This window comes from Acidovorax sp. DW039, from assembly GCF_037101375.1.
GTDB lineage: Bacteria > Pseudomonadota > Gammaproteobacteria > Burkholderiales > Burkholderiaceae_C > Acidovorax.
This window is the reverse complement of the sequence record NZ_AP029019.1, coordinates 1102991-1123453: the sequence shown is the minus strand read 5'-3', so window position 1 is coordinate 1123453 and position 20463 is coordinate 1102991. Positions and strand designations below refer to the sequence as shown.

At 63.6% G+C, this 20463-nt stretch carries 16 protein-coding genes; 7 read left to right on the top strand and 9 right to left on the bottom strand.

Going from position 1 to position 20463, the window contains the following annotated elements:
• Window positions 1-87 precede the first annotated feature (87 nt).
• The 6 genes from AACH87_RS05015 to AACH87_RS04990 all read right to left on the bottom strand — a co-directional run bounded on the left by AACH87_RS05015 (window position 88) and on the right by AACH87_RS04990 (window position 6905).
• Window positions 88-882 carry a hypothetical protein gene (locus tag AACH87_RS05015; protein WP_338797655.1) on the bottom strand — a complete coding sequence of 265 codons (795 nt, stop codon included), beginning with the start codon at window positions 880-882 and terminating at the stop codon, window positions 88-90.
• Window positions 883-1061: 179 nt separating this feature from the next.
• Entirely contained in the window at window positions 1062-2165 is a 1104-nt protein-coding gene (locus AACH87_RS05010) for an SMP-30/gluconolactonase/LRE family protein (RefSeq protein WP_338797654.1), read from the bottom strand.
• A 175-nt stretch (window positions 2166-2340) separates the two neighbouring features.
• Complete coding sequence (gene gudD / locus AACH87_RS05005) at window positions 2341-3675, bottom strand: glucarate dehydratase (RefSeq protein ID WP_338797653.1); 1335 nt, start codon at window positions 3673-3675, stop codon at window positions 2341-2343.
• A 95-nt stretch (window positions 3676-3770) separates the two neighbouring features.
• Window positions 3771-4724: a tripartite tricarboxylate transporter substrate binding protein gene (locus AACH87_RS05000; protein WP_338797652.1), complete on the bottom strand. Its 954-nt coding sequence runs from the start codon at window positions 4722-4724 to the stop codon at window positions 3771-3773.
• Between the two features lie 77 nt (window positions 4725-4801).
• Window positions 4802-5713 (bottom strand): 5-dehydro-4-deoxyglucarate dehydratase, encoded by a 912-nt coding sequence (kdgD, locus tag AACH87_RS04995; RefSeq protein WP_338797651.1) that lies wholly within the window; start codon window positions 5711-5713, stop codon window positions 4802-4804.
• Between the two features lie 163 nt (window positions 5714-5876).
• Window positions 5877-6905, bottom strand: coding sequence for a LacI family DNA-binding transcriptional regulator (locus AACH87_RS04990; protein ID WP_338797650.1), 1029 nt, complete (start codon window positions 6903-6905; stop codon window positions 5877-5879).
• 106 nt (window positions 6906-7011) lie between these two features.
• Here AACH87_RS04990 and garD point away from each other — a divergent pair, with 106 nt between their 5' ends.
• Window positions 7012-8589 (top strand): galactarate dehydratase, encoded by a 1578-nt coding sequence (gene garD, locus AACH87_RS04985; protein WP_338797648.1) that lies wholly within the window; start codon window positions 7012-7014, stop codon window positions 8587-8589.
• A 106-nt stretch (window positions 8590-8695) separates the two neighbouring features.
• Here the strand turns inward: garD and AACH87_RS04980 are convergent, their stop codons facing one another.
• Window positions 8696-9619, bottom strand: a complete 924-nt coding sequence (locus tag AACH87_RS04980; protein WP_338797647.1) for an aldose 1-epimerase — start codon at window positions 9617-9619, stop codon at window positions 8696-8698.
• Between the two features lie 67 nt (window positions 9620-9686).
• A complete protein-coding gene (locus AACH87_RS04975; protein ID WP_338798857.1) occupies window positions 9687-10565 on the bottom strand; it encodes an SMP-30/gluconolactonase/LRE family protein in 879 nt (292 codons plus the stop codon).
• Between the two features lie 181 nt (window positions 10566-10746).
• Here AACH87_RS04975 and AACH87_RS04970 point away from each other — a divergent pair, with 181 nt between their 5' ends.
• On the top strand, window positions 10747-11565 hold the full coding sequence (locus tag AACH87_RS04970; RefSeq protein ID WP_338797646.1) for an SDR family oxidoreductase: 819 nt from the start codon (window positions 10747-10749) through the stop codon (window positions 11563-11565).
• A 1051-nt stretch (window positions 11566-12616) separates the two neighbouring features.
• Here AACH87_RS04970 and AACH87_RS04965 read toward each other — a convergent pair.
• The gene (locus AACH87_RS04965; protein ID WP_338797645.1) at window positions 12617-13579 is read right to left on the bottom strand and encodes a LysR family transcriptional regulator; all 963 of its coding nucleotides are present in this window, start codon (window positions 13577-13579) and stop codon (window positions 12617-12619) included.
• 107 nt (window positions 13580-13686) lie between these two features.
• Between AACH87_RS04965 and AACH87_RS04960 the strand changes: the two genes are divergently transcribed.
• The 5 genes from AACH87_RS04960 to mmsB all read left to right on the top strand — a co-directional run bounded on the left by AACH87_RS04960 (window position 13687) and on the right by mmsB (window position 20417).
• The gene (locus tag AACH87_RS04960) at window positions 13687-15138 is read left to right on the top strand and encodes an aldehyde dehydrogenase family protein (RefSeq protein WP_338797644.1); all 1452 of its coding nucleotides are present in this window, start codon (window positions 13687-13689) and stop codon (window positions 15136-15138) included.
• A 141-nt stretch (window positions 15139-15279) separates the two neighbouring features.
• Entirely contained in the window at window positions 15280-16245 is a 966-nt protein-coding gene (locus tag AACH87_RS04955) for an ABC transporter substrate-binding protein (protein ID WP_338797643.1), read from the top strand.
• A 133-nt stretch (window positions 16246-16378) separates the two neighbouring features.
• On the top strand, window positions 16379-17449 hold the full coding sequence (gene chvE, locus AACH87_RS04950; RefSeq protein WP_338797641.1) for a multiple monosaccharide ABC transporter substrate-binding protein: 1071 nt from the start codon (window positions 16379-16381) through the stop codon (window positions 17447-17449).
• A 113-nt stretch (window positions 17450-17562) separates the two neighbouring features.
• A complete protein-coding gene (gene mmsA / locus AACH87_RS04945) occupies window positions 17563-19197 on the top strand; it encodes a multiple monosaccharide ABC transporter ATP-binding protein (RefSeq protein ID WP_338797640.1) in 1635 nt (544 codons plus the stop codon).
• Window positions 19194-20417, top strand: a complete 1224-nt coding sequence (gene mmsB, locus AACH87_RS04940) for a multiple monosaccharide ABC transporter permease (RefSeq protein ID WP_338797639.1) — start codon at window positions 19194-19196, stop codon at window positions 20415-20417. Before mmsA ends, mmsB begins: the two co-directional genes overlap by 4 nt.
• The last annotated feature ends 46 nt before the right edge of the window (window positions 20418-20463 follow it).

Sequence of the window (20463 nt, the reverse complement as noted above, 5' to 3'; positions counted from 1 at the left end):
TACTGCCTGCGACGGAACGCCTAGCCAGGGCCGCTTCGCTGGGTCGTGTGAGCCGCTCATATTCGTCACGTTTCTGGCGCGGCTCTCTCATGAAAACAGGGACTTGCGCTCCTGCTGCATGTAGTACAGCGGCAGCACCACCGCCAGCACCACGCCCAGCCCAATCCAAAGCCACAGCCCCTTGAACAGCAGGGCGGTAACCACCGTGAACAGTGCTGCATGCACGAGGCCCTTGAAGCCTGCACGCAGCAAAAAGACACCCATGAGGCCTTGCACCGGCGGGACACCGCTTTCGCGCATGTCTTTGAAAAGGTTGAGCATGGCCTGTGCCGCTTCTTGCCCCTGCCGCTCCCTCTCATCCTGCTCGGCGCGCAGGGCTGCGATGTGGACAGGTTTGCGCGGGCGTTGACGGTCTTCTTCCTCCGCGCCCGCACTCTCCGTGTCTTCGGCGGGGTCCTGCTCTGGCGTTTCAGCCTCTGCAAGAGCTTTCAGTGCGGGGTAGCGCTCAAGCAAGGTCTTGCGTGCCACCCACATGCCCTGATCAAAGTGCATGCGTTCGATCTCGCCCACCTGGTCATAAAACACCTCGGCCACGGCGGCCTGCAAGCCGTGGGCAAACAACTCTTCCAGCATGGACAAGGGAATGCCCTCGCTTGAGCTGGAATCAAACTGCACTTGCAGGCAGCCACCCGTGACTTCCATGCTGTGATTGAACCAGTCTGCGCTCCAGAGCTTTTCAGGGTCTGCGCCGCCCAGCTTCTCTGCCCAGCGGGCGGCCTCTGGCGCATCGCCCGCCTGTTGGTATTGAAGAACCAGCTGGCAGCAGCGCAGGGCGATGGGCTCCTTGAAGAGCAAGTGCAGGGTATGGGTGTTTTGAGACATGGGCAGGAGCGGGGCAGTTGCTGGGTCTGATTGTTGCCCGCTTCTGGCACACACCGGCCTGCCAACTTGTCACCTGTGCACAGCCCTGCGGTGGACAAAACGTCCACCGCCATGCCAAAGGTGGAAGTACAAAGGAAAAAAGGGGGCACCGCCCCCTTTTTCAGCTACATCCCAGCCACTCAGACAGCGCCATGCGCTTCCACATACAGCGCGTACAGCGAGTGCGAACTCGCCATGTAGAGACGGTTTTTCTTGGGGCCACCAAAGCACAGGTTGGCACAGCGCTCGGGCAGACGAATATGTGCCAGGGGCTTGCCCTGGGGGCTGAAGACCATCACTCCGTCCAGATCCTCGGGCTTGCCCTTGAGGGGGTAGACCTTGCGGCCACCCTGCTCCACCGGCTCGGTGTGCAGTGCACCGTTGCTGCCCCAACCGCACCACAGGTTGCCGTCGCGGTCCACACGGAATCCGTCCAGCGCTCCCTGGTCCGCAGCATCAATCAGCTTGGTCTTGTTCGCCACCGAACCATCGGGCTGCACGTCATAGCTCCAGATGCTGCGGTTGGGCGTGCCCTTCCACTCCACCACGTAGAGCTTCTTCTCATCGGGCGAGAACGCCAGGCCATTGGGATTGACGATGTCTGTGATGACGGCATGGAGCTTGCCATCCGGCGTGAGGCGGTACACGTTGGTAGTGGCCTGCTCGGGCTGGGCGCGGAAGCCTTCCCACTCGCCATTGATGCCAAACAGCGGGTCGGTGAACCAGATGGTGTCGTCAGACTTGACGACGATGTCATTGGGCGCGTTAAGCTTCTTGCCCTGGTAGCTGTCTGCCAGCACCGTCAGGTTGCCGTTCTTTTCGGTACGCACGATGCGGCGGGTGACGGAGTGCTCGCATGTCACCAGGCGGCCTTGCCGGTCGCGGGCGTTGCCGTTGGCCCAGTTGGCAGGTTTGCGGAACTCGGTAAAGCTGCCGTCCCGCTCGCTGTACTTCATGATGCGGTTGTTGGGAATGTCGCTGACCAGCACATAGCCGCCGTCTTCCGGAAAGTACACCGGCCCCTCGGCCCAGCGCATGCCTGTGGCCACCTGCTCTACCGTGCTGCTGTAGATGCGGTATTTGGCAAAGCTCGGGTCCAGAATCTGGATGGCCGGGTCCGGGTACCGCTGGTTGGGCTTGAAATCAAACGCCTGGGCCATGGCCCCCGAGCCTGCGAGGGCCAGCCCGGTGCCCGCCGCGGCCTTGAAAAACTGACGGCGCGGCGTGTGGTCGATAGGTTGCATGCTTGTCTCCATTCTTGGTTTCTTCTGGCATGCCAGGTGCGGTGAAACGTGGAGCAGAGGCGCCGGCCAGGCCCGCTGCGCCTGCGATGACTGTGAACAGGTTCTACCAGTCCGCAGGCAGCTTCACCCCACCCGCTGCCACGGGGCAGCCGACGGTGCAGGGTTGCAGTGCGGCTCAGCGCACCATGCAAGGCATCTTGTGGTTGAACTTCCAGCCGGGAATCAGGTACTGCATGGCAATGGCATCGTCGCGCGCGCCCAGCCCATGCTGCAGGTAGAGCTGGTGGGCCTTCTCGACTTCCACCATGTCCAGCTCCACCCCCAGGCCGGGCTTCTGCGGCACCTGTACATGGCCGTTCACGATCTGCAGCGGGTCCTTGGTCAGGCGCTGACCGTCCTGCCAGATCCAGTGGGTGTCGATGGCCGTGACGCGGCCCGGCGCTGCTGCGCCCACATGGGTGAACATGGCCAGGGACACGTCGAAGTGGTTGTTGGAATGCGAGCCCCAGGTCAGACCCCAGTCGCGGCAGGTCTGGGCCACGCGCACCGAACCCGCCATGGTCCAGAAATGCGGATCGGCCAGCGGAATATCGACGCTTTGCAGCGACAGCGCGTGGGTGAACTGGCGCCAGTCGGTGGCAATCATGTTGGTGGCCGTGGGCAGGCCGGTGGCGCGGCGGAACTCGGCCATCACCTCGCGCCCGCTAAAGCCGTCTTCGGCACCGCAGGGGTCTTCGGCATAAGCCACCACACCGCGCATTTTCTGGCCCAGGCGAATGGCGTCCTTGAGCATCCAGCCGCCATTGGGGTCCAGGGTGACGCGGGCTTCGGGGAAGCGCTCGTGCAGGGCCACTACGGCCTCGACCTCTTCGTCACCACGCAGCACACCGCCCTTGAGCTTGAAGTCGTTGAAGCCATAACGCTCGCGTGCGGCCTCTGCCAGACGCACGATGGAATCTGCCGTCATGGCTTTTTCATGGCGCAGGCGGAACCAGGCGTTGTCGGCATCGGGGTCGGTGACGTAAGGCAGGTCGGTCTGGGTACGGTCGCCAATGTAGAAGAGGTAACCCAGCATCTCCACTGCGTCGCGCTGCTGGCCTTCGCCCAGCAAGGCCGCCACGGGCACGTTCAGGTGCTGGCCCAGCAGGTCCAGCAAGGCAGACTCCACCGCAGTCACGGCGTGGATGGCGGTGCGCAGGTCAAACGTCTGCAGGCCACGGCCTCCCGTATCGCGGTCGGCAAACTGCTGCTGCATGCGCTGCAGCACCCGCTGGTAAGTGCCAATGGGCTGACCCACCACCAGCTCGCGCGCATCTTCCAGCGTCTGGCGAATCTTCTCTCCACCCGGCACTTCGCCCACGCCGGTGTTGCCGGAGCTGTCCTTGAGGATGACCAGATTGCGTGTGAAGAAGGGCGCGTGGGCACCGCTCAGGTTCATGAGCATGCTGTCACGTCCCGCCACGGGGATAGCACGCAACTCGGTAACGACAGGGGTGGAGGACTGGGTCATGGTCAGAGAAGGTAGAGAGAAAGAAAGGAAGAGCGCGATGCGCCCACCCTCATGCCCATGGCCTTCTCACACGGGAAGGCCATGAGGGTTCAACATCAGTCGGCCTTGATGTTGCGGTCGGTGATCAGCTTCTTCCAGCGCGAGAACTCGGCGGCCTGGTAGGCGGTGAACTGCTCGGGCGTGTTGGCCACAATTTCAAAGCCCAGCTCCAGCAGCTTGGGTTTGACCTGGGGGTCGTTCAGGCCCGCCACGATGGCGGCATGCAGCTTGGCTTTGATATCGGCAGGCAGGCCACGAGGGGCTGCGAAGGCTTGCCATGAGTACACGTTGGCATCCTTGATGCCGCCCTCTTCCAGCGTCTGCACGTTGGGCAGCAGCGGCGAGCGTTTGGCGCTGGTGATGGCCAGTGCCTTGAGCTTGCCCGCCTGGATTTGCGGCATGGCGGTGTTGATGTTCATGAAGGACGCATCGACCTGAGCCCCCAGCAAGTCCGTCATCACCGGGCCACCGCCGCGGTAAGGCACATGCACGCCGCTGGTGCGGGTTTGCTGCCAGAAGAGTTCGGCCGTGAGGTGGTCGCTGCTTCCGTTACCCGAAGAGGCAAAAGTCATCTTGCCGGGGTTGGCCTTCTGGAAGGCAATCACGTCGGCCAGCGACTTGTGTGGCGACGAAGCAGGCACCACCAGCACGTTGGGGGCCTGCACGGCCACGGTGAGGTAGTCGAAGTCCTTGGTCGCGTCGTACGGTACCTTGGCCAGCAGATGCGGCGCGATCACGTAGGGACCCAGCGACGACACCAGCAGCGTGTAGCCGTCAGGAGCCGACCGTGCCACAGCACCGGCACCAATCGTGCCGGTGGCACCGGCCTTGTTGTCCACGATGAAGGTGCCGCCGAGCTTGTCCTGCAGCTTGGGAATGAGGGTGCGGGCAATGAGATCGGTGGAGCCCCCGGGTGGGAACGGCACCACCATCGTGACTGGCTTGTCAGGCCAGGCCAGTGCCGATGTCATGGTCAATGCGGCAGCAACGGCGCACAACAGTTTCTTCATGTTTGTCTCCTTGGGTTGATAGGGAATGGCCGGTTTCTGATGCCTGGCCTGAGAACCTTTGCAATCGGGGCGAGAAATTACTGCGGCCCCACGCGCTCGATCAGCGCCTTGAGGGCATCCATCTCGTCGGGCTTGAGATCCACCAGCGGCGCGCGCACCGGGCCTGCGGAGTGCCCCACCAGCGCGGCACCTGCCTTGACGATGCTGACGGCATAACCCGGCATGCGATTGCGGATGTCGAGGTAAGGCATGAAGAACTCCCGCAGCAGGCGGTGCTGCGTGGCCATGTCATCACGGGCGACAGCGTGGTAGAAGTCCATCGCTGTCTTGGGAATGAAGTTGAAGACCGCCGACGAATACACCGGGGTGCCCAGCGCCTTGTAGGCTGCGGCATAGACCTCGGCCGTGGGCAGGCCGCCCAGGTACGAGAAGCGGTCACCCATCTTCATGTAGATGGAGGACATGAGTTCGATATCGCCCACACCGTCCTTGAAGCCGATCAGGTTCGGGCAACGCTCGGCCAGGATGGCCAGCGACTGGGGTGTGAGCTTGCACACGTTGCGGTTGTAGACGATGACGCCAAATTTCACGCTCTTGCAGACCGCTTCCACATGGGCAATCAGACCTTCCTGGCCCGCTTCGGTCAGGTAGTGGGGCAGCAGCAGGATGCCGTGGGCACCCTGGCGTTCGGCCTCCTGCGCGCACTGGATGGCAAAGCGGGTGGGGCCGCCCGCGCCCGCAATGATGGGGACACGCCCTTTGCAGGTCTGCACTGCCGTGCGAATGATGGCGGGGTACTCATCCGCCGTCAGCGAGAAGTATTCACCGGTGCCGCCTGCCACAAACAGGGCGCTGGCTCCGTAAGGCATCAGCCACTCCAGCCGCTCGGCATACCCCTTGGCATTGAAGTCACCCTGGGCATCGAAATCGGTCAGGGGGAAGGACAGCAGCCCCTGGGACATGATGGACTTGAGTTCTTGCGGATTCATCGGTGGCCTTTCTTGCTGGTACCGCTACCAAATATCGAATGCACAAATGGTAGCGGTACCAAAATCAGGCGTCAATGTCGTACAACTCAGGGTTTTCCCGAAAATCTCAACAACTCAGGGCTGCATCTCCACGCAGCAGCTCCCCCACCTTCACCAAGGCCGCTCAGGTCGTATCGCGCTCCACAATGGAAAAGTCCACCTGCACCACGGGTGGGTCCACCTCACGACCCTCGGCGCGGTCCATCAGGTAGCGGGCGGCCAGCTGCCCGATATGTGCGCCATTGATATGCACCGTGCTCAGGGCGGGCAGCATGTCGGCCACAAAGGGCACATCGCCAAAACCCATGATGGCGAGCCGATCGGGCACCGGAATCTGCCGGGACCGGGCTTCGGTCGCCACCCCTACGGCCAGCAGGTCGGAGCTGCAGAACACGGCGTCTGCGCCGGGGCATTCGTGCAGCAGGCGGCCCAGCGCCTCGCGTCCGCTGCGCAGGGATCGCTGCGCCCCCACATTCACCACATGCACCGGCGGCAAACCTGCTTGCAGGGCTGCCTCGGCAAAGGCGGCCGCCCTTCGCCCCGCCCGCTCGTCCTCGGCGGTGATCAGCGCCAGGCGCTTGCGCCCCTTGCCCATGAAGAACTGCGCGACGGCGCGGCCAATGTCCAGGTGGGAGAAGCCCACCAGCATGTCAATCGGCGTGGGGGTCAGATCCCAGGTCTCTACCACCGGGATACCCGAGGCCAGCAGCCGGGTGCGCCCCTTGCCCGCGCCCATGATGCCGGTCAGGAAGATGCCGTCAGGTCGGCGGCCAATGATGGCCTCCAGCAGCAATTCCTCACGGGCCGCCGAGTAGCCCGACTGACCGAGCATGAGCTGGTAGCCCGCATCGAACAAGGTGCTGTTCAGGCTCTCGATGGTTTCCATGAACACCGACATCACGGTGCTGGGCACCACCGCCGCAATCAACCGGCTGCGTGCCGAGGCCAGCCCGCCCGCCATGCGGTTGGGCACGTAACCCGTGCGCTGCACGGCATCGAGCACACGCTGGCGCACCTCGGGCGATACCTGGTCCGGGGTGTTCATCACGCGCGAAGCGGTGATGGGTGCCACACCCGCGAGTTTGGCCACATCACGCAAAGTGATAGCACCACTGCTGCGGCGCGAGCGCTTGGGGTTGTCTTTTTCTGTCATCGATGGTTTAAAATGGTACCGGTACCATCTGCAATACACAAGCCGGCGCAGCCGCTGAAACATCCGTAACGGCTGCGCGCAAAGTGGCCGATCATAGGAGACATGCATGTCCGAAACCCCCACCGATGAGCCTCTGAAACCCCTCACCATCCGCATGCACGACAGTGACAATGTGGCCATCGTGGCCAACGATGGAGGCCTGCCCACAGGCACCACCCTGCCCTCGGGCCTGGTGCTGCGCGACAAGGTGCCGCAGGGCCACAAGGTGGCGCTGGTTGATCTGCCCGCCGGGGGCGCGGTGCTGCGCTACGGCATTCCGATTGGCTATGCCATCAGCGACATTCCGGCAGGCAGCTGGGTACATGAGCGGCTGCTGTCCATGCCCGAGGCCCGCGAGCTGGACGCCCTGCCCATGGCCACCACGCGCGGCCAGGCCTTGCCCCCGCTGGAGGGCTACACCTTTGAGGGCTACCGCAACGCCGATGGCTCGGTGGGCACGCGCAACATTCTGGCCATTACCCAGACCGTGCAGTGCGTGGCGGGCGTGACCGAATTTGCCGTGCAGCGCATCAAGAAAGAACTGCTGCCCCGCTATCCGAACGTGGACGACGTGGTGGCGCTGGAACATGGCTACGGCTGCGGTGTGGCGATTGACGCGCCTGACGCCATCATCCCCATCCGCACCCTGCGCAACCTGAGCCTGAACCCCAACTTTGGCGGTGAGGTGATGGTGGTGAGCCTGGGCTGCGAAAAGCTGCAGCCCGAGCGTTTGTTGCCCCCCGGCTCCATCCCTGTGGTGGACGAGCGCAGCAGCACCCAGGGGCTGGATGTGGTGTGCCTGCAGGACGAGGCCCACGTGGGTTTCATGTCGATGGTGGAGTCCATCATGCGCCAGGCGGAAACCCACCTGCAGCGCCTGAATGCGCGCCGCCGCGAAACCGTGCCTGCCAGCGAGCTGGTGGTGGGCGTGCAGTGCGGGGGCAGCGATGCGTTCTCGGGCGTCACCGCCAACCCGGCGGTGGGCTTTTGCACCGACTTGCTGGTGCGGGCGGGTGCCAGCGTGATGTTCTCGGAAACCACCGAAGTGCGTGACGGCATTGCGCAGCTCACGGCCCGCGCCGCCACCCCCGAGCTGGCCGAGGCCATGGTGCGCGAAATGGCCTGGTACGACGCCTACCTGCAGCGCGGCAGCGTGGACCGCAGTGCCAACACCACGCCCGGCAACAAGAAGGGCGGGCTGTCCAACATCGTCGAAAAGGCCATGGGCTCCATCGTCAAGTCTGGCTCCGCCCCCATCGCGGGTGTGCTGTCGCCGGGCGAGAAGCTCAAGACCCGGGGCCTGACCTACGCGGCCACACCTGCCAGCGACTTCATCTGCGGCACCCTGCAACTGGCTGCAGGCATGAACCTGCATGTGTTCACCACTGGGCGTGGCACACCTTACGGGCTGGCCGAATGCCCGGTCATCAAGGTAGCCACCCGCACCGACCTGGCACGCCGCTGGCACGACCTGATGGACGTGAACGCAGGCACCATTGCCGAAGGCAAGGCCACCATTGAAGAGGTGGGCTGGCAACTGTTCCACCTGATGCTGGACGTGGCCAGCGGCCGCAAAAAGACCTGGGCCGAGCAGTGGAAGCTGCACAACGCCTTGGTCTTGTTCAACCCGGCCCCAGTGACCTGAAGCGGCGCATACCGTCCAGCGCTCCGTCGCTGGTTCGAAGTCTTTGAATCATTTGGAGCTGCAGCGCTTGATAGACAAGCGCAGGCAGCTCCTTTTTTTATAGTGATTACAACGCTTCGTAATGCCACTGCATGCGCAAGGTGGTGGCTTGCCCCTGCGCCAGCACACGCAGCCCCGGCCTGCCCGGCAGGTGGAAGGCATCAATCGGCTGGGTGATGGGCTCAAAGCAGAAAGCGCCCCCGTGCGGCGGGCGGTAGATGAGGCAGTAATGCTGGGCTGACCCGCCATCGCGTTCAAAGTCGGGCATGGCGACCGACAGGCGCGCTCCCCATTCCGGCCACTCGATGCGTGCCGTTCCGCCCCATCCGGTGTAGGCGTTGTCAATCAGGCTGCCGTGGGCAGAAATGCCCTGATTCAGGTCCCAGCCTTGCGGAAACTCTGCCGTCTGCAGGACGGGAATCGGATCGTCCCCGCACAACCACACCGCCCCCACCGGCGCTGCGATGCGCGTGCCCGGTGTGCGCAGGAACCAGGGGTGCACCCCCATGCCATACGGCAGAGGGTCCGGCCCCAGGTGGCGCACCATCACCGTCTGCTCCAGCATGCCGGGCCGCAGCCGGAAAGTCTGCAGCGCCTCGTAGTCATACGGGTTGCCCTGAAAGTGGCGAGAGCACAGCGACATCTGCACCGTGTCGTCGCTCACCTGTTGGAACACCCAGGGCTGCAGCCAGCCATCGCCATGGATGGGATAGGGCTCACCCGCACGGTTGAGTGCCATGGGATGAAAGCGCCCGTCCTGCGCAAAGCCGCCGTGGCTGATGCGGTTGGACCAGGGCACCATGGCAAAGGAGGCGAGCTGGTACATGTCTTCCGTGCGGCCATCCCAGGGCCGCCACAGGTCCAGCTTGCCAGCGTCGGCACTGGGCCAATCGGCCTGCCAGGCAGCCACAGCGCCGCCCAGGGTGGGAACCAAGCCTAAATGCTGGCCCGCATGGTGCAACCAGACGATGGGATGGGAAGGATGGGTCATGCGCAAACCTGAGGTGAATGAGGAGAGCTGCGGGAGAAGCAGCAGGCAGTGATGACGAGCCCTGGGCTCAGCCACCAAAAAGCGATGCGGGCAGACCGGGGCTGTCTACCCGCGCGGCAAAGACGGAACCCGCCAGCGGCTGGGCCTCCAGCGCCTGGGGCGTCAGCCCCACGCGGGCGCTGCTGATGAACAGGGTGCGCAGGTCATCGCCGCCAAATGCGCAGTTGGTGACTTGCGCAGCAGGTACGGCCACGCGCGCCAGTTCTTGCGCCGTGTCGGGGTCGTGGCATGTCACGCAGCCGCCGCCCCAGTGGGCCAGCCACACACGCCCCAGCGCATCGGTGGTCATGCCGTCCGGCACGCCATCGCCCGGCGGCAGGCGCAGCCAGGCCTGCTTGCCAGACAACGTGCCACGCACCGGGTCAAACACATACCGGTAGACGCAGCCTTGGACGGTGTCGTTGAAATACATGTAGCCCCCCGACCAGGTGGGCCCATTGGTCACGGCAAAGCCGCTCTCGTGCAGCGAGCACTGGCCGTCGGCGTCATACCGGTACAGCGAGCCGGTGGGCTGCACGCAGTCAAAGTCCATGGAGCCCGCCCAGAAGCGGCCCTGGGCATCGCATTTGCCGTCATTGAAGCGGTTGCCCACGGGCTCCTGCGCGGGCTGGTGCACGTAACGCGGGGCGGTGTCAGCAGCCGGGTCAAACCAGGCAAATCCGCGCCGCAAGGTCACGATCAGGCCCGGGTGGTGAGCACGCTCGGCCACGGCCGAGATTTCTTCCGCAAACGTCCAGCAGCGCTTTTCGCCACTGGCAGGGTCCAGCCGGTGCAACTGGCGCTGCAGGATGTCCACCCAGTACAGCGCCTGCTCGCGCTGCGACCACAGAAGCCCTTCGCCCAGCTGCGCCTCAGCCTTTTGTGCGCAGGCCACGCTGCCCACCACAGGGCGCGCAAACGCCGATGGCTGCTGGCTGTGCGCCAGCGGTTGTGCATTGGTCAATGCCTGTCTCCATGTTGTTATTTCTGAGCCAGTCAGGGCTGTGCCTCTTGACGGCGGGCATCTTATCAACGTCAATTGATACTTGAAAGTTTATTTTTCAGCATCTTTTGATATTTATTTCAATATGTCATCTTTGATCGCAAGCAATCAATCCGCCTCTTCCAAAGCCGCGCAGGCAGGCCAGCTCTCCCGCTTTCCCAGCCTGCAAGGGCGCAGTGTTTTTGTGACGGGCGGCGGCAGCGGCATCGGCGCCGCCATCGTCTCGGCCTTTGCCGAACAGGGCGCGCGCGTGGCGTTTGTGGATGTGGCCCAGGGTGCAAGCGAGCAACTGGCCGAGCAGATTGCCGCCGCAGGCCACGCCAAGCCCTGGTGGCGCGTGTGCGATGTGCGGGACATCGCGGCCCTGCAAACATCCATCAGCGATGCGGCGGCAGCGCTGGGAGATTTTTCGGTGCTGGTGAACAACGTGGCCAGCGATGACCGGCACAGCCTGGAGTCCGTCACCCCCGCCTACTACGACGAGCGCATCGCCATCAACGAGCGCCCCGCGTTCTTCGCCATCCAGAGCGTGGTGCCGGGCATGCGCAAGCTGGGCAGTGGCTCAGTCATCAACCTGGGCTCCACCGGCTGGCAGGGCAAGGGCACGGGCTACCCTTGCTATGCCATCGCCAAGTCGTCAGTGAACGGACTGACCCGGGGGCTGGCCAAGACGCTGGGGCAGGACCGCATCCGCATCAACACGGTGTCGCCCGGCTGGGTGATGACGGAGCGTCAGGTCAAGCTCTGGCTGGACGATGCGGGCGAGCAGGAACTGGCCCGCAACCAGTGCCTGCCGGACAAGCTGCTGCCGCACGATATTGCACGCATGGTGTTGTTCCTGGCGTCGGATGACGCGGGGATGTGTACGGCGCAGGAGTTCAAGGTGGATGCTGGGTGGGTTTGATTTTTTTGAATCAAACTGGGCTCTAGCGCTTATGGGGAAAGCGCAGGCAGCTATGAAATTGGTAGTAATTGTCTGCGTTCTTCCTGCCTGTTCGGGCTGAGCCTGTCGAAGTGGGGGCTTGCTGGCTGAATTTGCCGCATGCCTGTGCCAAGGGCGGGTGCCGGGATGTGCGCCCGGCGGCGCACCTTCTTTTCTTGCGTCGCCAAGAAAAGAAGGCAAAAGAAGGCGACCCCGCTGTCTGCGTCCCCTGCGCTGCGCTACGGGGCAACCTGCGGTGCTCGCGGGCGGGGTGCGCCGCAGAACTCGCTACGCGCTCTCGCGCTCCGCTCAAACAACTGCGGCGAGTCAGTTCACGATGCACGTGTGTCCTTCGGCACACGTGCCACCCCGCCCGCTGCGCTCCTCGGCGCATACAGAGGGGATGGGGGAGCCGAACAGCCACTCGGGCCATTGCTTCGCTCGGCCCGAATTCGCGGGCGCAAGCGCCGCGCGCTGGGCGCGGTACTGACAGGGTCGAGCGCAGCGACGACCCGAGCGGCTGTTTGGCTGTTTGGCTGTTTGGCTGTTTGGCTGTTTGGCTGTTTGGCTGTTTGGCTGTTCGGCTCCCCACCCCCCTGCTGGCTGCGCCTGCGGCGGCGCGGTTGCGGGGTGAGCATGGGCGTCGAAGCGCCCATGCTTCGTCCTCTGACTCGCCGGGGTTGTCCGAGCGGAGCGCCCACGGCGCGCAGCGAGTTCCACGGCGCACCCCGCAACCGCACCGCCGCAGGTCTGCCCCTTCGCACCGCGAAGGGGCCGCAGACTGGGGGTCGCCTTCTTTTGCCTTCTTTTCTTGGCGACGCAAGAAAAGAAGGTGCGCCGCCGGGCGCACATCCCGGCACCCGCCCTCGGCAGAGGCATGCCGCAAGATCAACGAACAAGCCCCGGCTTCGACAAGCTCAGCCCGAACGGATAAGGGTGTGACCGGGGACGGAGAACCCAAGCAATCGCTACTAATTTAATAGCTGCCTACGCTCAATCCAAAAGCGCTAGCAGCACATTCCACCCCAACCCATCAATCCCCCAACTCCAACCTCCGCCCATACTGCACCAGACTCGCCTGCTTGAGCGCCCTCATCATCACCTTGGCCGCAGGCGACAACAAACGGTCCGCCCGGGTAATGACCCCAAATGCATCCATATGACAAGGCATGGGCAACGGCAATATCGAAACAATGCCGTGCGCAGCGTAGTACTGCGCCACATCCGTCGCCACCACCGCCACCATGTCACTTTGCTGCAGCATGCGGGTCATGAACAGCAGGGCCGCTGTCTCGATCGTGTTGGTCGGCGGTGCCAGCCCATCCTGCTGAAACATCAGATCAAACCGGTGGCGGAGCACGCTGCCCGCGGGCGGCACGATCCAGCCTGCGGACACCACATCGCGCAGCGTCAGCCCCGTCATGCCGCACAGCGGGTGCCCAGGCCGGGCCACGGCGCACACCATCTCTTCCGTCAACGGCTCGTAGCGCAGGTTGCCCTTGTCGTGCTCTGCAAACAGGCGGCCCAGCACGATGTCGAGCTTGCCTTGCTCCAGCCGCTCCAGCAGCACCGGGCTGGTTTCCACGTCCAGCATGATGCGCAGGCTGGGATGCTCCTGCTTGACCAGCGCCGTCGCTGCAGGCAGCACGCTCAACGCGGGCGAGGTAATGGCACCGATGCCCACCTGGCCATAGTGCCCGGTCTTCAAGGCCGTCAGCTCGTCGTGGGCCTGGTTCAGGTTGGCCAGCGCCATGCGCGCGTGGCGGATCATGGTCTCGCCATACCAGGTGGGGCGCATGCCCCGGGGCAAGCGCTCGAACAGGGGCACTTCCAGCACATCCTCTAGGTCCTTGAGCAGCTTGGACGCGGCGGGCTGGGTCATGCTGAGCACCTGGGCGGCGCGGTGAATGTTGCCCTCCTCCGCCAAAGCCACCAGCAGCAACAGTTGGCGCGTTTTCAGGCGGGCGCGGATGAACCAGTGGTTGTAGTTGCTCATGGGGTTTTCCAGAATGCTCGGACTGATATCTATTTTGCCTAAAAAACTATTGGATTGATATCAAAACAAAACCTAGACTTTGCTGCAAACATTGACCGAAGGCATCCATGCGACTTGGCGACATGCAGCAATCTCCCCGGAACCTGATCAACGGGCGCTGGGAAAGTGGCACCACCACGGGCGTCAGCCTCAACCCGTCTGACACCCGCGAAGTGGTGGCCGAATATGCACGCGCCGACCGCAACCAGACCGAGCAGGCCATCAAGGCCGCAGCCGATGCCCTGCCCTACTGGGCCCAGAGCACACCCCAGCGGCGCGCCGACGTACTGGATCAGATCGGCAGCGAGTTGCTGGCGCGCAAGGATGAACTGGGCACCTTGCTGGCCCGTGAAGAGGGCAAAACGCTGCCCGAAGCGGTGGCCGAAGTGGCGCGCTCCGGCCAGATCTTCAAGTTTTTCGCGGGTGAGGCGCTGCGCATTCCGGGCGAGCTGATGGCCTCGGTGCGCCAGGGCGTGCAGGTGGATGTGACTCGCGAGCCGGTAGGCGTGGTGGGCATCATCGCCCCCTGGAACTTTCCCATGGCCATTCCGGCCTGGAAGATTGCCCCCGCCCTGGCCTACGGCAACACGGTGGTGTTCAAGCCCGCCGAGCTGGTCACGGCCTGCGGCTGGTCTCTGGCCGAAATCATCCACCGCAGCGGCTTGCCCGCCGGGGCCTTCAACATGGTGATGGGCAGTGGCCGCGAAGTGGGCCAGACGCTGGTGGACCACCCGTTGGTGAATGCCCTGAGCTTCACAGGCTCCGTCGGCACGGGCGAGCGCATTTTGCAGGCGGCCACGCAACGCCGGGCCAAGGTGCAGCTGGAAATGGGGGGCAAGAACCCCCTGGTGGTGCTGGCAGATGCCGACCTGGAACAGGCGGTGGAATGCGCGCTGCAGGGCTCGTTCTATTCCACAGGCCAGCGCTGCACGGCATCGAGCAGGCTGATCGTGGAAGCGGGCGTGCATGAGGCTTTTGTGGCGCGCCTGCGCCAGCGCCTGGCCGCGCTGAGGGTAGGCCACGCACTGGAGCGGGGCACCGAGATGGGCCCGGTGGTGGACAGCAGCCAGCTGGAACAGAACCAGAGCTACCTTGCCATTGCCCGCAGTGAAGGGGCGGAACACATCTATGGCGGCGAGCTGCTGGAGCGCCCCACCCCCGGCCACTACATGAGCCCTGCCCTGTTTCTTGCCCGGCCAGAGCACCGCATTGCGCGTGAAGAGATCTTCGGCCCCGTGGCGTGCGTGCTGCGTGCCGACGACTACGAGCACGCACTGGCCCTGGCCAACGACACGCCCTTTGGCCTGTGTGCAGGCATCTGCACCACATCGCTCAAGCACGCCATGCACTTCAAGCGCCACGCAGCCGTGGGCATGACCATGGTGAACCTGCCCACGGCGGGCGTGGACTTCCATGTGCCGTTTGGGGGACGCAAGGAATCGAGCTACGGCGCACGCGAGCAAGGGCGGTACGCCGCGGAGTTCTACACCACAGTCAAGACAGGCTACATGCTGGCTTGAGACATTGCCGGGAGGGCGCAGGCAGCGGGCAGGCGTGCCCACCTGCTAGAGACCACGGCCCAGGAAGCGCGGTCCGAGAAGCGCAATACGTCAACCGCCCAGCGGTTTCCATTTCATACCAACGACAGGAGACAAAGCACCATGAAACTCAATCGCCGAACCTTCGGAACGACCCTGGCCTGCGCCTCGGCAGCAGGTTTGCTCAGCCCCATGGCGTGGGCGCAAAAACCCATCGTGCTGGGCTTCAGCCAGGTGGGGGCAGAGAGCGAATGGCGTACCGCGAACACGGAGTCCATCAAGGCCGCCGCCAAGGAAGCAGGGATTGAACTCAAGTTCTCGGACGCCCAGCAAAAGCAGGAAAACCAGATCAAGGCCATTCGCGCATTCATCGCCCAGAAGGTGGACGTGATTGCCTTCTCTCCTGTGGTGGAGTCTGGCTGGGAGCCCGTGCTGCGTGAGGCCAAGGCCGCCAAGATTCCGGTGGTGCTAACCGACCGCGCCGTGAACACCAAGGACACCTCGCTGTACGTGACCTTCATGGGCTCGGACTTTGTGGAAGAAGGTCGCAAGGCCGGCCGCTGGCTGGTAGAGAAGATGAAGGACCAGAAGGGCGAGGTCAACATCGTGGAGCTGCAGGGCACCGTGGGTTCCGCCCCGGCGATTGACCGCAAGAAGGGCTTTGAGGAAGTCATCAAGGCCGACCCCAAGTTCAAGATCATCCGCTCGCAGACGGGCGACTTCACCCGCGCCAAGGGCAAGGAAGTGATGGAAGCCTTCCTGAAGGCCGAGGGCAAGAGGATCAATGTGCTGTACGCGCACAACGACGACATGGCCATCGGCGCCATTCAGGCCATTGAAGAAGCCGGCCTGAAGCCCGCCAAGGACATCACCATCATCTCCATCGATGCAGTCAAGGGCGCGTTCGAAGCCATGATCGCCGGCAAGCTCAACGTGTCGGTGGAATGCTCGCCCCTGCTGGGCCCTCAGCTCATGAGTGCCGTCAAAGACATCAAGGCAGGCAAGCCCGTGCCCAAGCGCATCGTGACCGAAGAAGGCATCTTCCCGATGGAAGTGGCCGCGCAAGAGTTCCCCAAGCGCAAGTACTGATTCCCCCTGAGCCGCCTGCGCAGCGGGTGGCCCTTGCGCGGTGGCGCTGGCTTGGGACACGCCAGTTGCCACTGACCCGAACGGCGTGGACGCCGCATCAGAAATACAAATTCACAACAGGAGACAGAGACAAATGAAGCGAGCTATTTTCAAGGCCGTGCTGGCTACCGCCGCACTGGCCGCCATGGGCGTGACATCGATGGCATCGGCCCAGGACAAAGGCACCATCGGCATTTCGATGCCTACCAAGTCGTCAGCCCGCTGGATTGCTGATGGCGACAACATGGTCAAGGTGCTCAAAGACCGGGGCTACAAGACCGACCTGCAATACGCAGAAGACGACATTCCCAACCAGCTCGCACAGATCGAAAACATGATCACCAAGGGCGCGAAGGTGCTGGTGATTGCGTCCATCGACGGCACCACGCTCTCGCGCGTGCTGCAAAGCGCTGCGGACAAGGGCATCAAGGTCATCGCCTACGACCGGCTCATCAAGGGATCGAAGAACGTGGACTACTACGCCACCTTCGACAACTTCCAGGTCGGTGTGCTGCAGGCCACCTCCATCGTGGACAAGCTGGGACTCAAGCAGGGTAAGGGCCCCTTCAACATCGAGCTGTTCGGCGGCTCGCCCGATGACAACAACGCTTTCTTCTTCTACGACGGCGCGATGAGCGTGCTGCAGCCCTACATCGACAGCGGCAAGCTGGTAGTGCGCAGCAAGCAGACGGGCATGAACAAGGTGGGCACACTGCGCTGGGATGGTGCAGTAGCCCAGGCCCGCATGGACAACCTGCTCTCGGCCTACTACGGCAAGGACAAGGTGCACGCCGTGCTGTCGCCCTATGACGGCATCTCCATCGGCATTCTTTCGTCCCTGAAGGGCGTGGGCTATTGCACGGCGCAGCAACCCTGCCCTGTGGTCAGCGGCCAGGACGCCGAAGTGCCTTCCATCAAGTCCATCCTCAAGGGTGAGCAGTCCTCCACCGTGTTCAAGGACACGCGCGAGCTGGCCAAGGTGGCCGCCAACATGGTGGATGCCGTGCTGTCTGGCAAGCAGCCTGAAATCAACGACACCAAGACCTACAACAACGGTGTGAAGGTGGTGCCCTCCTACCTGCTCAAGCCCGTGGCGGTCGATGCTTCCAACTGGAACAGCGTGCTGGTGGGTAGCGGCTACTACCAAGAGTCGCAAATCAAGTAAGCCTGCGGGCGATGCCTCCCCTGCCATGCAGTCATGCGCGGCAGCGGGAGTTTTCCTTCTTCATTCGCTACCGCGCCCGGCACAGCTGCCGGGCCATGCAAGTCAGACACACCATGTTGCTTGAGATGCGGGACATCCGCAAAACCTTCCCCGGCGTTGTGGCCCTCAACAGGGTGAACCTGCGCGTGCGGGCTGGAGAGATCCACGCCATCGTGGGCGAAAACGGCGCAGGCAAGTCCACCTTGATGAAGGTGCTCTCCGGGGTGTACCCCCATGGCAGCTACAGCGGCGCCATCGTGTTCGAGGGCGAGGAGCGCGCCTTCCAGGGCATTCGCGACAGCGAGCACCTGGGCATTGCCATCATCCATCAGGAGTTGGCACTGGTGCCGCTGCTGTCCATCACCGAGAACGTCTTTCTGGGCAATGAACCCGCCCGCCGCGGCGTGATCGACTGGATGGCCGCCCATCAGATGACCCAGGAATTGCTGCGCAAGGTGGGCCTGAAAGAGTCGCCCGATACGCTGGTGTCAGAGCTGGGCGTGGGCAAGCAGCAATTGGTGGAGATTGCCAAGGCGCTGTCGCGCAAGGTCAAGCTGCTGATCCTGGACGAGCCCACCGCCAGCCTGAACGAGAACGACAGCCATGCGCTGCTGGAGCTGCTGCTGGAGTTGCGCCGCCAGGGCATCACCTGCATCCTCATCTCGCACAAGCTCAACGAGATTTCGCACGTGGCCGACTCGATCACGGTGCTGCGCGACGGAAGCACGGTGGAGACCATGGACTGCCACGCCCAGGCCGTGAGCGAGGACCGCGTGATAAAGGCCATGGTGGGCCGCGAGATGGCCGACCGCTACCCGCCCCGCACACCCGACATTGGCGAAGTGGCTTTTGAGGTGAGGAACTGGACGGCCTACCACCCCCAGCGCAGTGACCGCCCCTTCATCCAGGGGGTGAACCTGCAGGTGCGGCGTGGCGAGATCGTGGGCATTGCGGGCCTGATGGGCTCGGGCCGTACCGAGCTGGCCATGAGCATTTTTGGCCGCTCCTGGGGGCAGCGCATCAGCGGTGAAGTGCTGCTGCACGGCCAGCCCATGGACGTGAGCACCGTGCAGAAGGCGGTGCGCGGCGGCCTGGCCTATGTGACGGAAGACCGCAAGGGCAATGGCCTGGTGCTGAACGAGGACATTCAGTTCAACGTGTCCCTCGCGCATCTGCGCGGTGTATCGCGGCGCGGCGTGATCGACCATGGGCGTGAGCACCAGGTCGCGCAGGACTACCGCACACGTCTGCGCATTCGCTGCTCGGGGGTGGACCAGCGCACGCTGAACCTGTCGGGCGGCAACCAGCAAAAGGTGGTGCTCGCCAAGTGGCTGTTTACCGAGCCCGAGGTCCTCATCCTCGACGAACCCACACGGGGCATTGACGTGGGGGCCAAGTATGAGATCTACACACTGATCGCCCAGCTGGCGGCAGAGGGCAAATGCGTGATCGTGATCTCTTCCGAAATGCCCGAGCTGCTGGGCATTTCAGACCGCATCTATGTGATGAACGAAGGCCGCTTTGTCGCCGAGATGCCCACGGCACAGGCGTCTCAGGAAAACATCATGCGCGCGATTGTCAACGCGCCCCATGAGGCGCCCAAGGAGGCGCTGCGCGGCCAGCCAAGGCCCTTGCACGACGGCCCTGACATGGCGCATGCCAGCGCAACCGCATCGCACAGCCACCAGCACAACGAAAACCGGATATGAGCCAGATGACTACTTCTTCCCCCACCGCCTCGGCCGCAGCCCACACACCGGCCAAATCTGCCCGGTCACTGCTGGACCACGCCAAGAACAACCTGCGCGAATACGGCATGTTGATCACGCTGGTCGCGATCATGGGATTCTTTCAATACATGACCGACGGCACGCTGATGCAGCCGCTCAACCTCACCAACCTGATCCTGCAGAACAGCTACATCGTCATCATGGCGCTGGGCATGCTGCTGGTGATCGTGGCGGGGCACATCGACCTGTCTGTGGGTTCCGTGTGCGGGTTCATCGGCGCGCTGGCGGCCGTGCTCATGGTGCAGTACCAGTGGCACTTTGTGCCTGCCACGCTGGTGTGCCTGCTGTGCGGGGCCCTCATTGGCGCCATCCAGGGCTGGTTTGTGGCGTTCTCGCGCATTCCATCCTTCATCGTGACGCTGGCGGGCATGCTGGTGTTCAAGGGGCTGGCACTGGCGCTGCTGGCGGGGCAGTCGGTAGGTCCCTTCCCGGAAGCCTTCCAGATGCTCAGCTCGGGCTTCATTCCGGACATTGCCGCTGGCGAGGGCATCAAGGTGACATCGCTGGCACTGGGGCTGGTGGTCGCGGCCGCGCTGACGGCCTCGGCCGTGCGTGACCGCGCACACCGCATCAAGCATGGTGTGCATGCCGAACCGGCGGCGCTGTTCCTCATCAAGACCACCGTATTTGCGGGCCTGCTGGTGGCCTTCAGCTACCTGCTGGCGTCTTACAAGGGCTTGCCCAATGTGCTGATCGTCATGGCGCTGCTCATCGTGCTGTTTGAGTTTGTGACCACACGCACCACCATCGGACGTCGCATCTATGCCATGGGGGGCAACGAGAAGGCGGCCAAGCTCTCGGGCATCAAGACGGAAAGGCTCTCCTTCTATGCCTTCGTCAACATGGGGGTGCTGGCTGCACTGGCAGGCCTGGTGTTTGCCGCGCGGCTGAACACAGCAACACCCAAGGCCGGCCTGGGCTTTGAGCTGGACGTGATTGCGGCCTGCTTCATCGGCGGTGCCTCTGCATCGGGCGGCGTGGGCCGGGTGATGGGTGCCGTGATTGGTGCCTTCGTGATGGGGGTGATGAACAACGGCATGTCCATCCTGGGCATCGGCATCGACTACCAGCAGGTCATCAAGGGCGTGGTGTTGCTGGCCGCCGTGCTGGTGGATGTCTACAACAAGAACAAGGCATGACGAGTGACCCACGCCTTGGCTTGGCACCCACCCATGTATCAGACCG

Bases quoted from the DNA above. Each gene is read 5' to 3' on its own strand.
- AACH87_RS05015 (WP_338797655.1), bottom strand. From the start codon at position 882: ATGTCTCAAAACACCCATACCCTGCACTTGCTCTTCAAGGAGCCCATC.
- AACH87_RS05010 (WP_338797654.1), bottom strand. From the start codon at position 2,165: ATGCAACCTATCGACCACACGCCGCGCCGTCAGTTTTTCAAGGCCGCG.
- gudD (WP_338797653.1), bottom strand. From the start codon at position 3,675: ATGACCCAGTCCTCCACCCCTGTCGTTACCGAGTTGCGTGCTATCCCC.
- AACH87_RS05000 (WP_338797652.1), bottom strand. From the start codon at position 4,724: ATGAAGAAACTGTTGTGCGCCGTTGCTGCCGCATTGACCATGACATCG.
- kdgD (WP_338797651.1), bottom strand. From the start codon at position 5,713: ATGAATCCGCAAGAACTCAAGTCCATCATGTCCCAGGGGCTGCTGTCC.
- AACH87_RS04990 (WP_338797650.1), bottom strand. From the start codon at position 6,905: ATGACAGAAAAAGACAACCCCAAGCGCTCGCGCCGCAGCAGTGGTGCT.
- garD (WP_338797648.1), top strand. From the start codon at position 7,012: ATGTCCGAAACCCCCACCGATGAGCCTCTGAAACCCCTCACCATCCGC.
- AACH87_RS04980 (WP_338797647.1), bottom strand. From the start codon at position 9,619: ATGACCCATCCTTCCCATCCCATCGTCTGGTTGCACCATGCGGGCCAG.
- AACH87_RS04970 (WP_338797646.1), top strand. From the start codon at position 10,747: ATGTCATCTTTGATCGCAAGCAATCAATCCGCCTCTTCCAAAGCCGCG.
- AACH87_RS04965 (WP_338797645.1), bottom strand. From the start codon at position 13,579: ATGAGCAACTACAACCACTGGTTCATCCGCGCCCGCCTGAAAACGCGC.
- AACH87_RS04960 (WP_338797644.1), top strand. From the start codon at position 13,687: ATGCGACTTGGCGACATGCAGCAATCTCCCCGGAACCTGATCAACGGG.
- AACH87_RS04955 (WP_338797643.1), top strand. From the start codon at position 15,280: ATGAAACTCAATCGCCGAACCTTCGGAACGACCCTGGCCTGCGCCTCG.
- chvE (WP_338797641.1), top strand. From the start codon at position 16,379: ATGAAGCGAGCTATTTTCAAGGCCGTGCTGGCTACCGCCGCACTGGCC.
- mmsA (WP_338797640.1), top strand. From the start codon at position 17,563: ATGTTGCTTGAGATGCGGGACATCCGCAAAACCTTCCCCGGCGTTGTG.
- mmsB (WP_338797639.1), top strand. From the start codon at position 19,194: ATGAGCCAGATGACTACTTCTTCCCCCACCGCCTCGGCCGCAGCCCAC.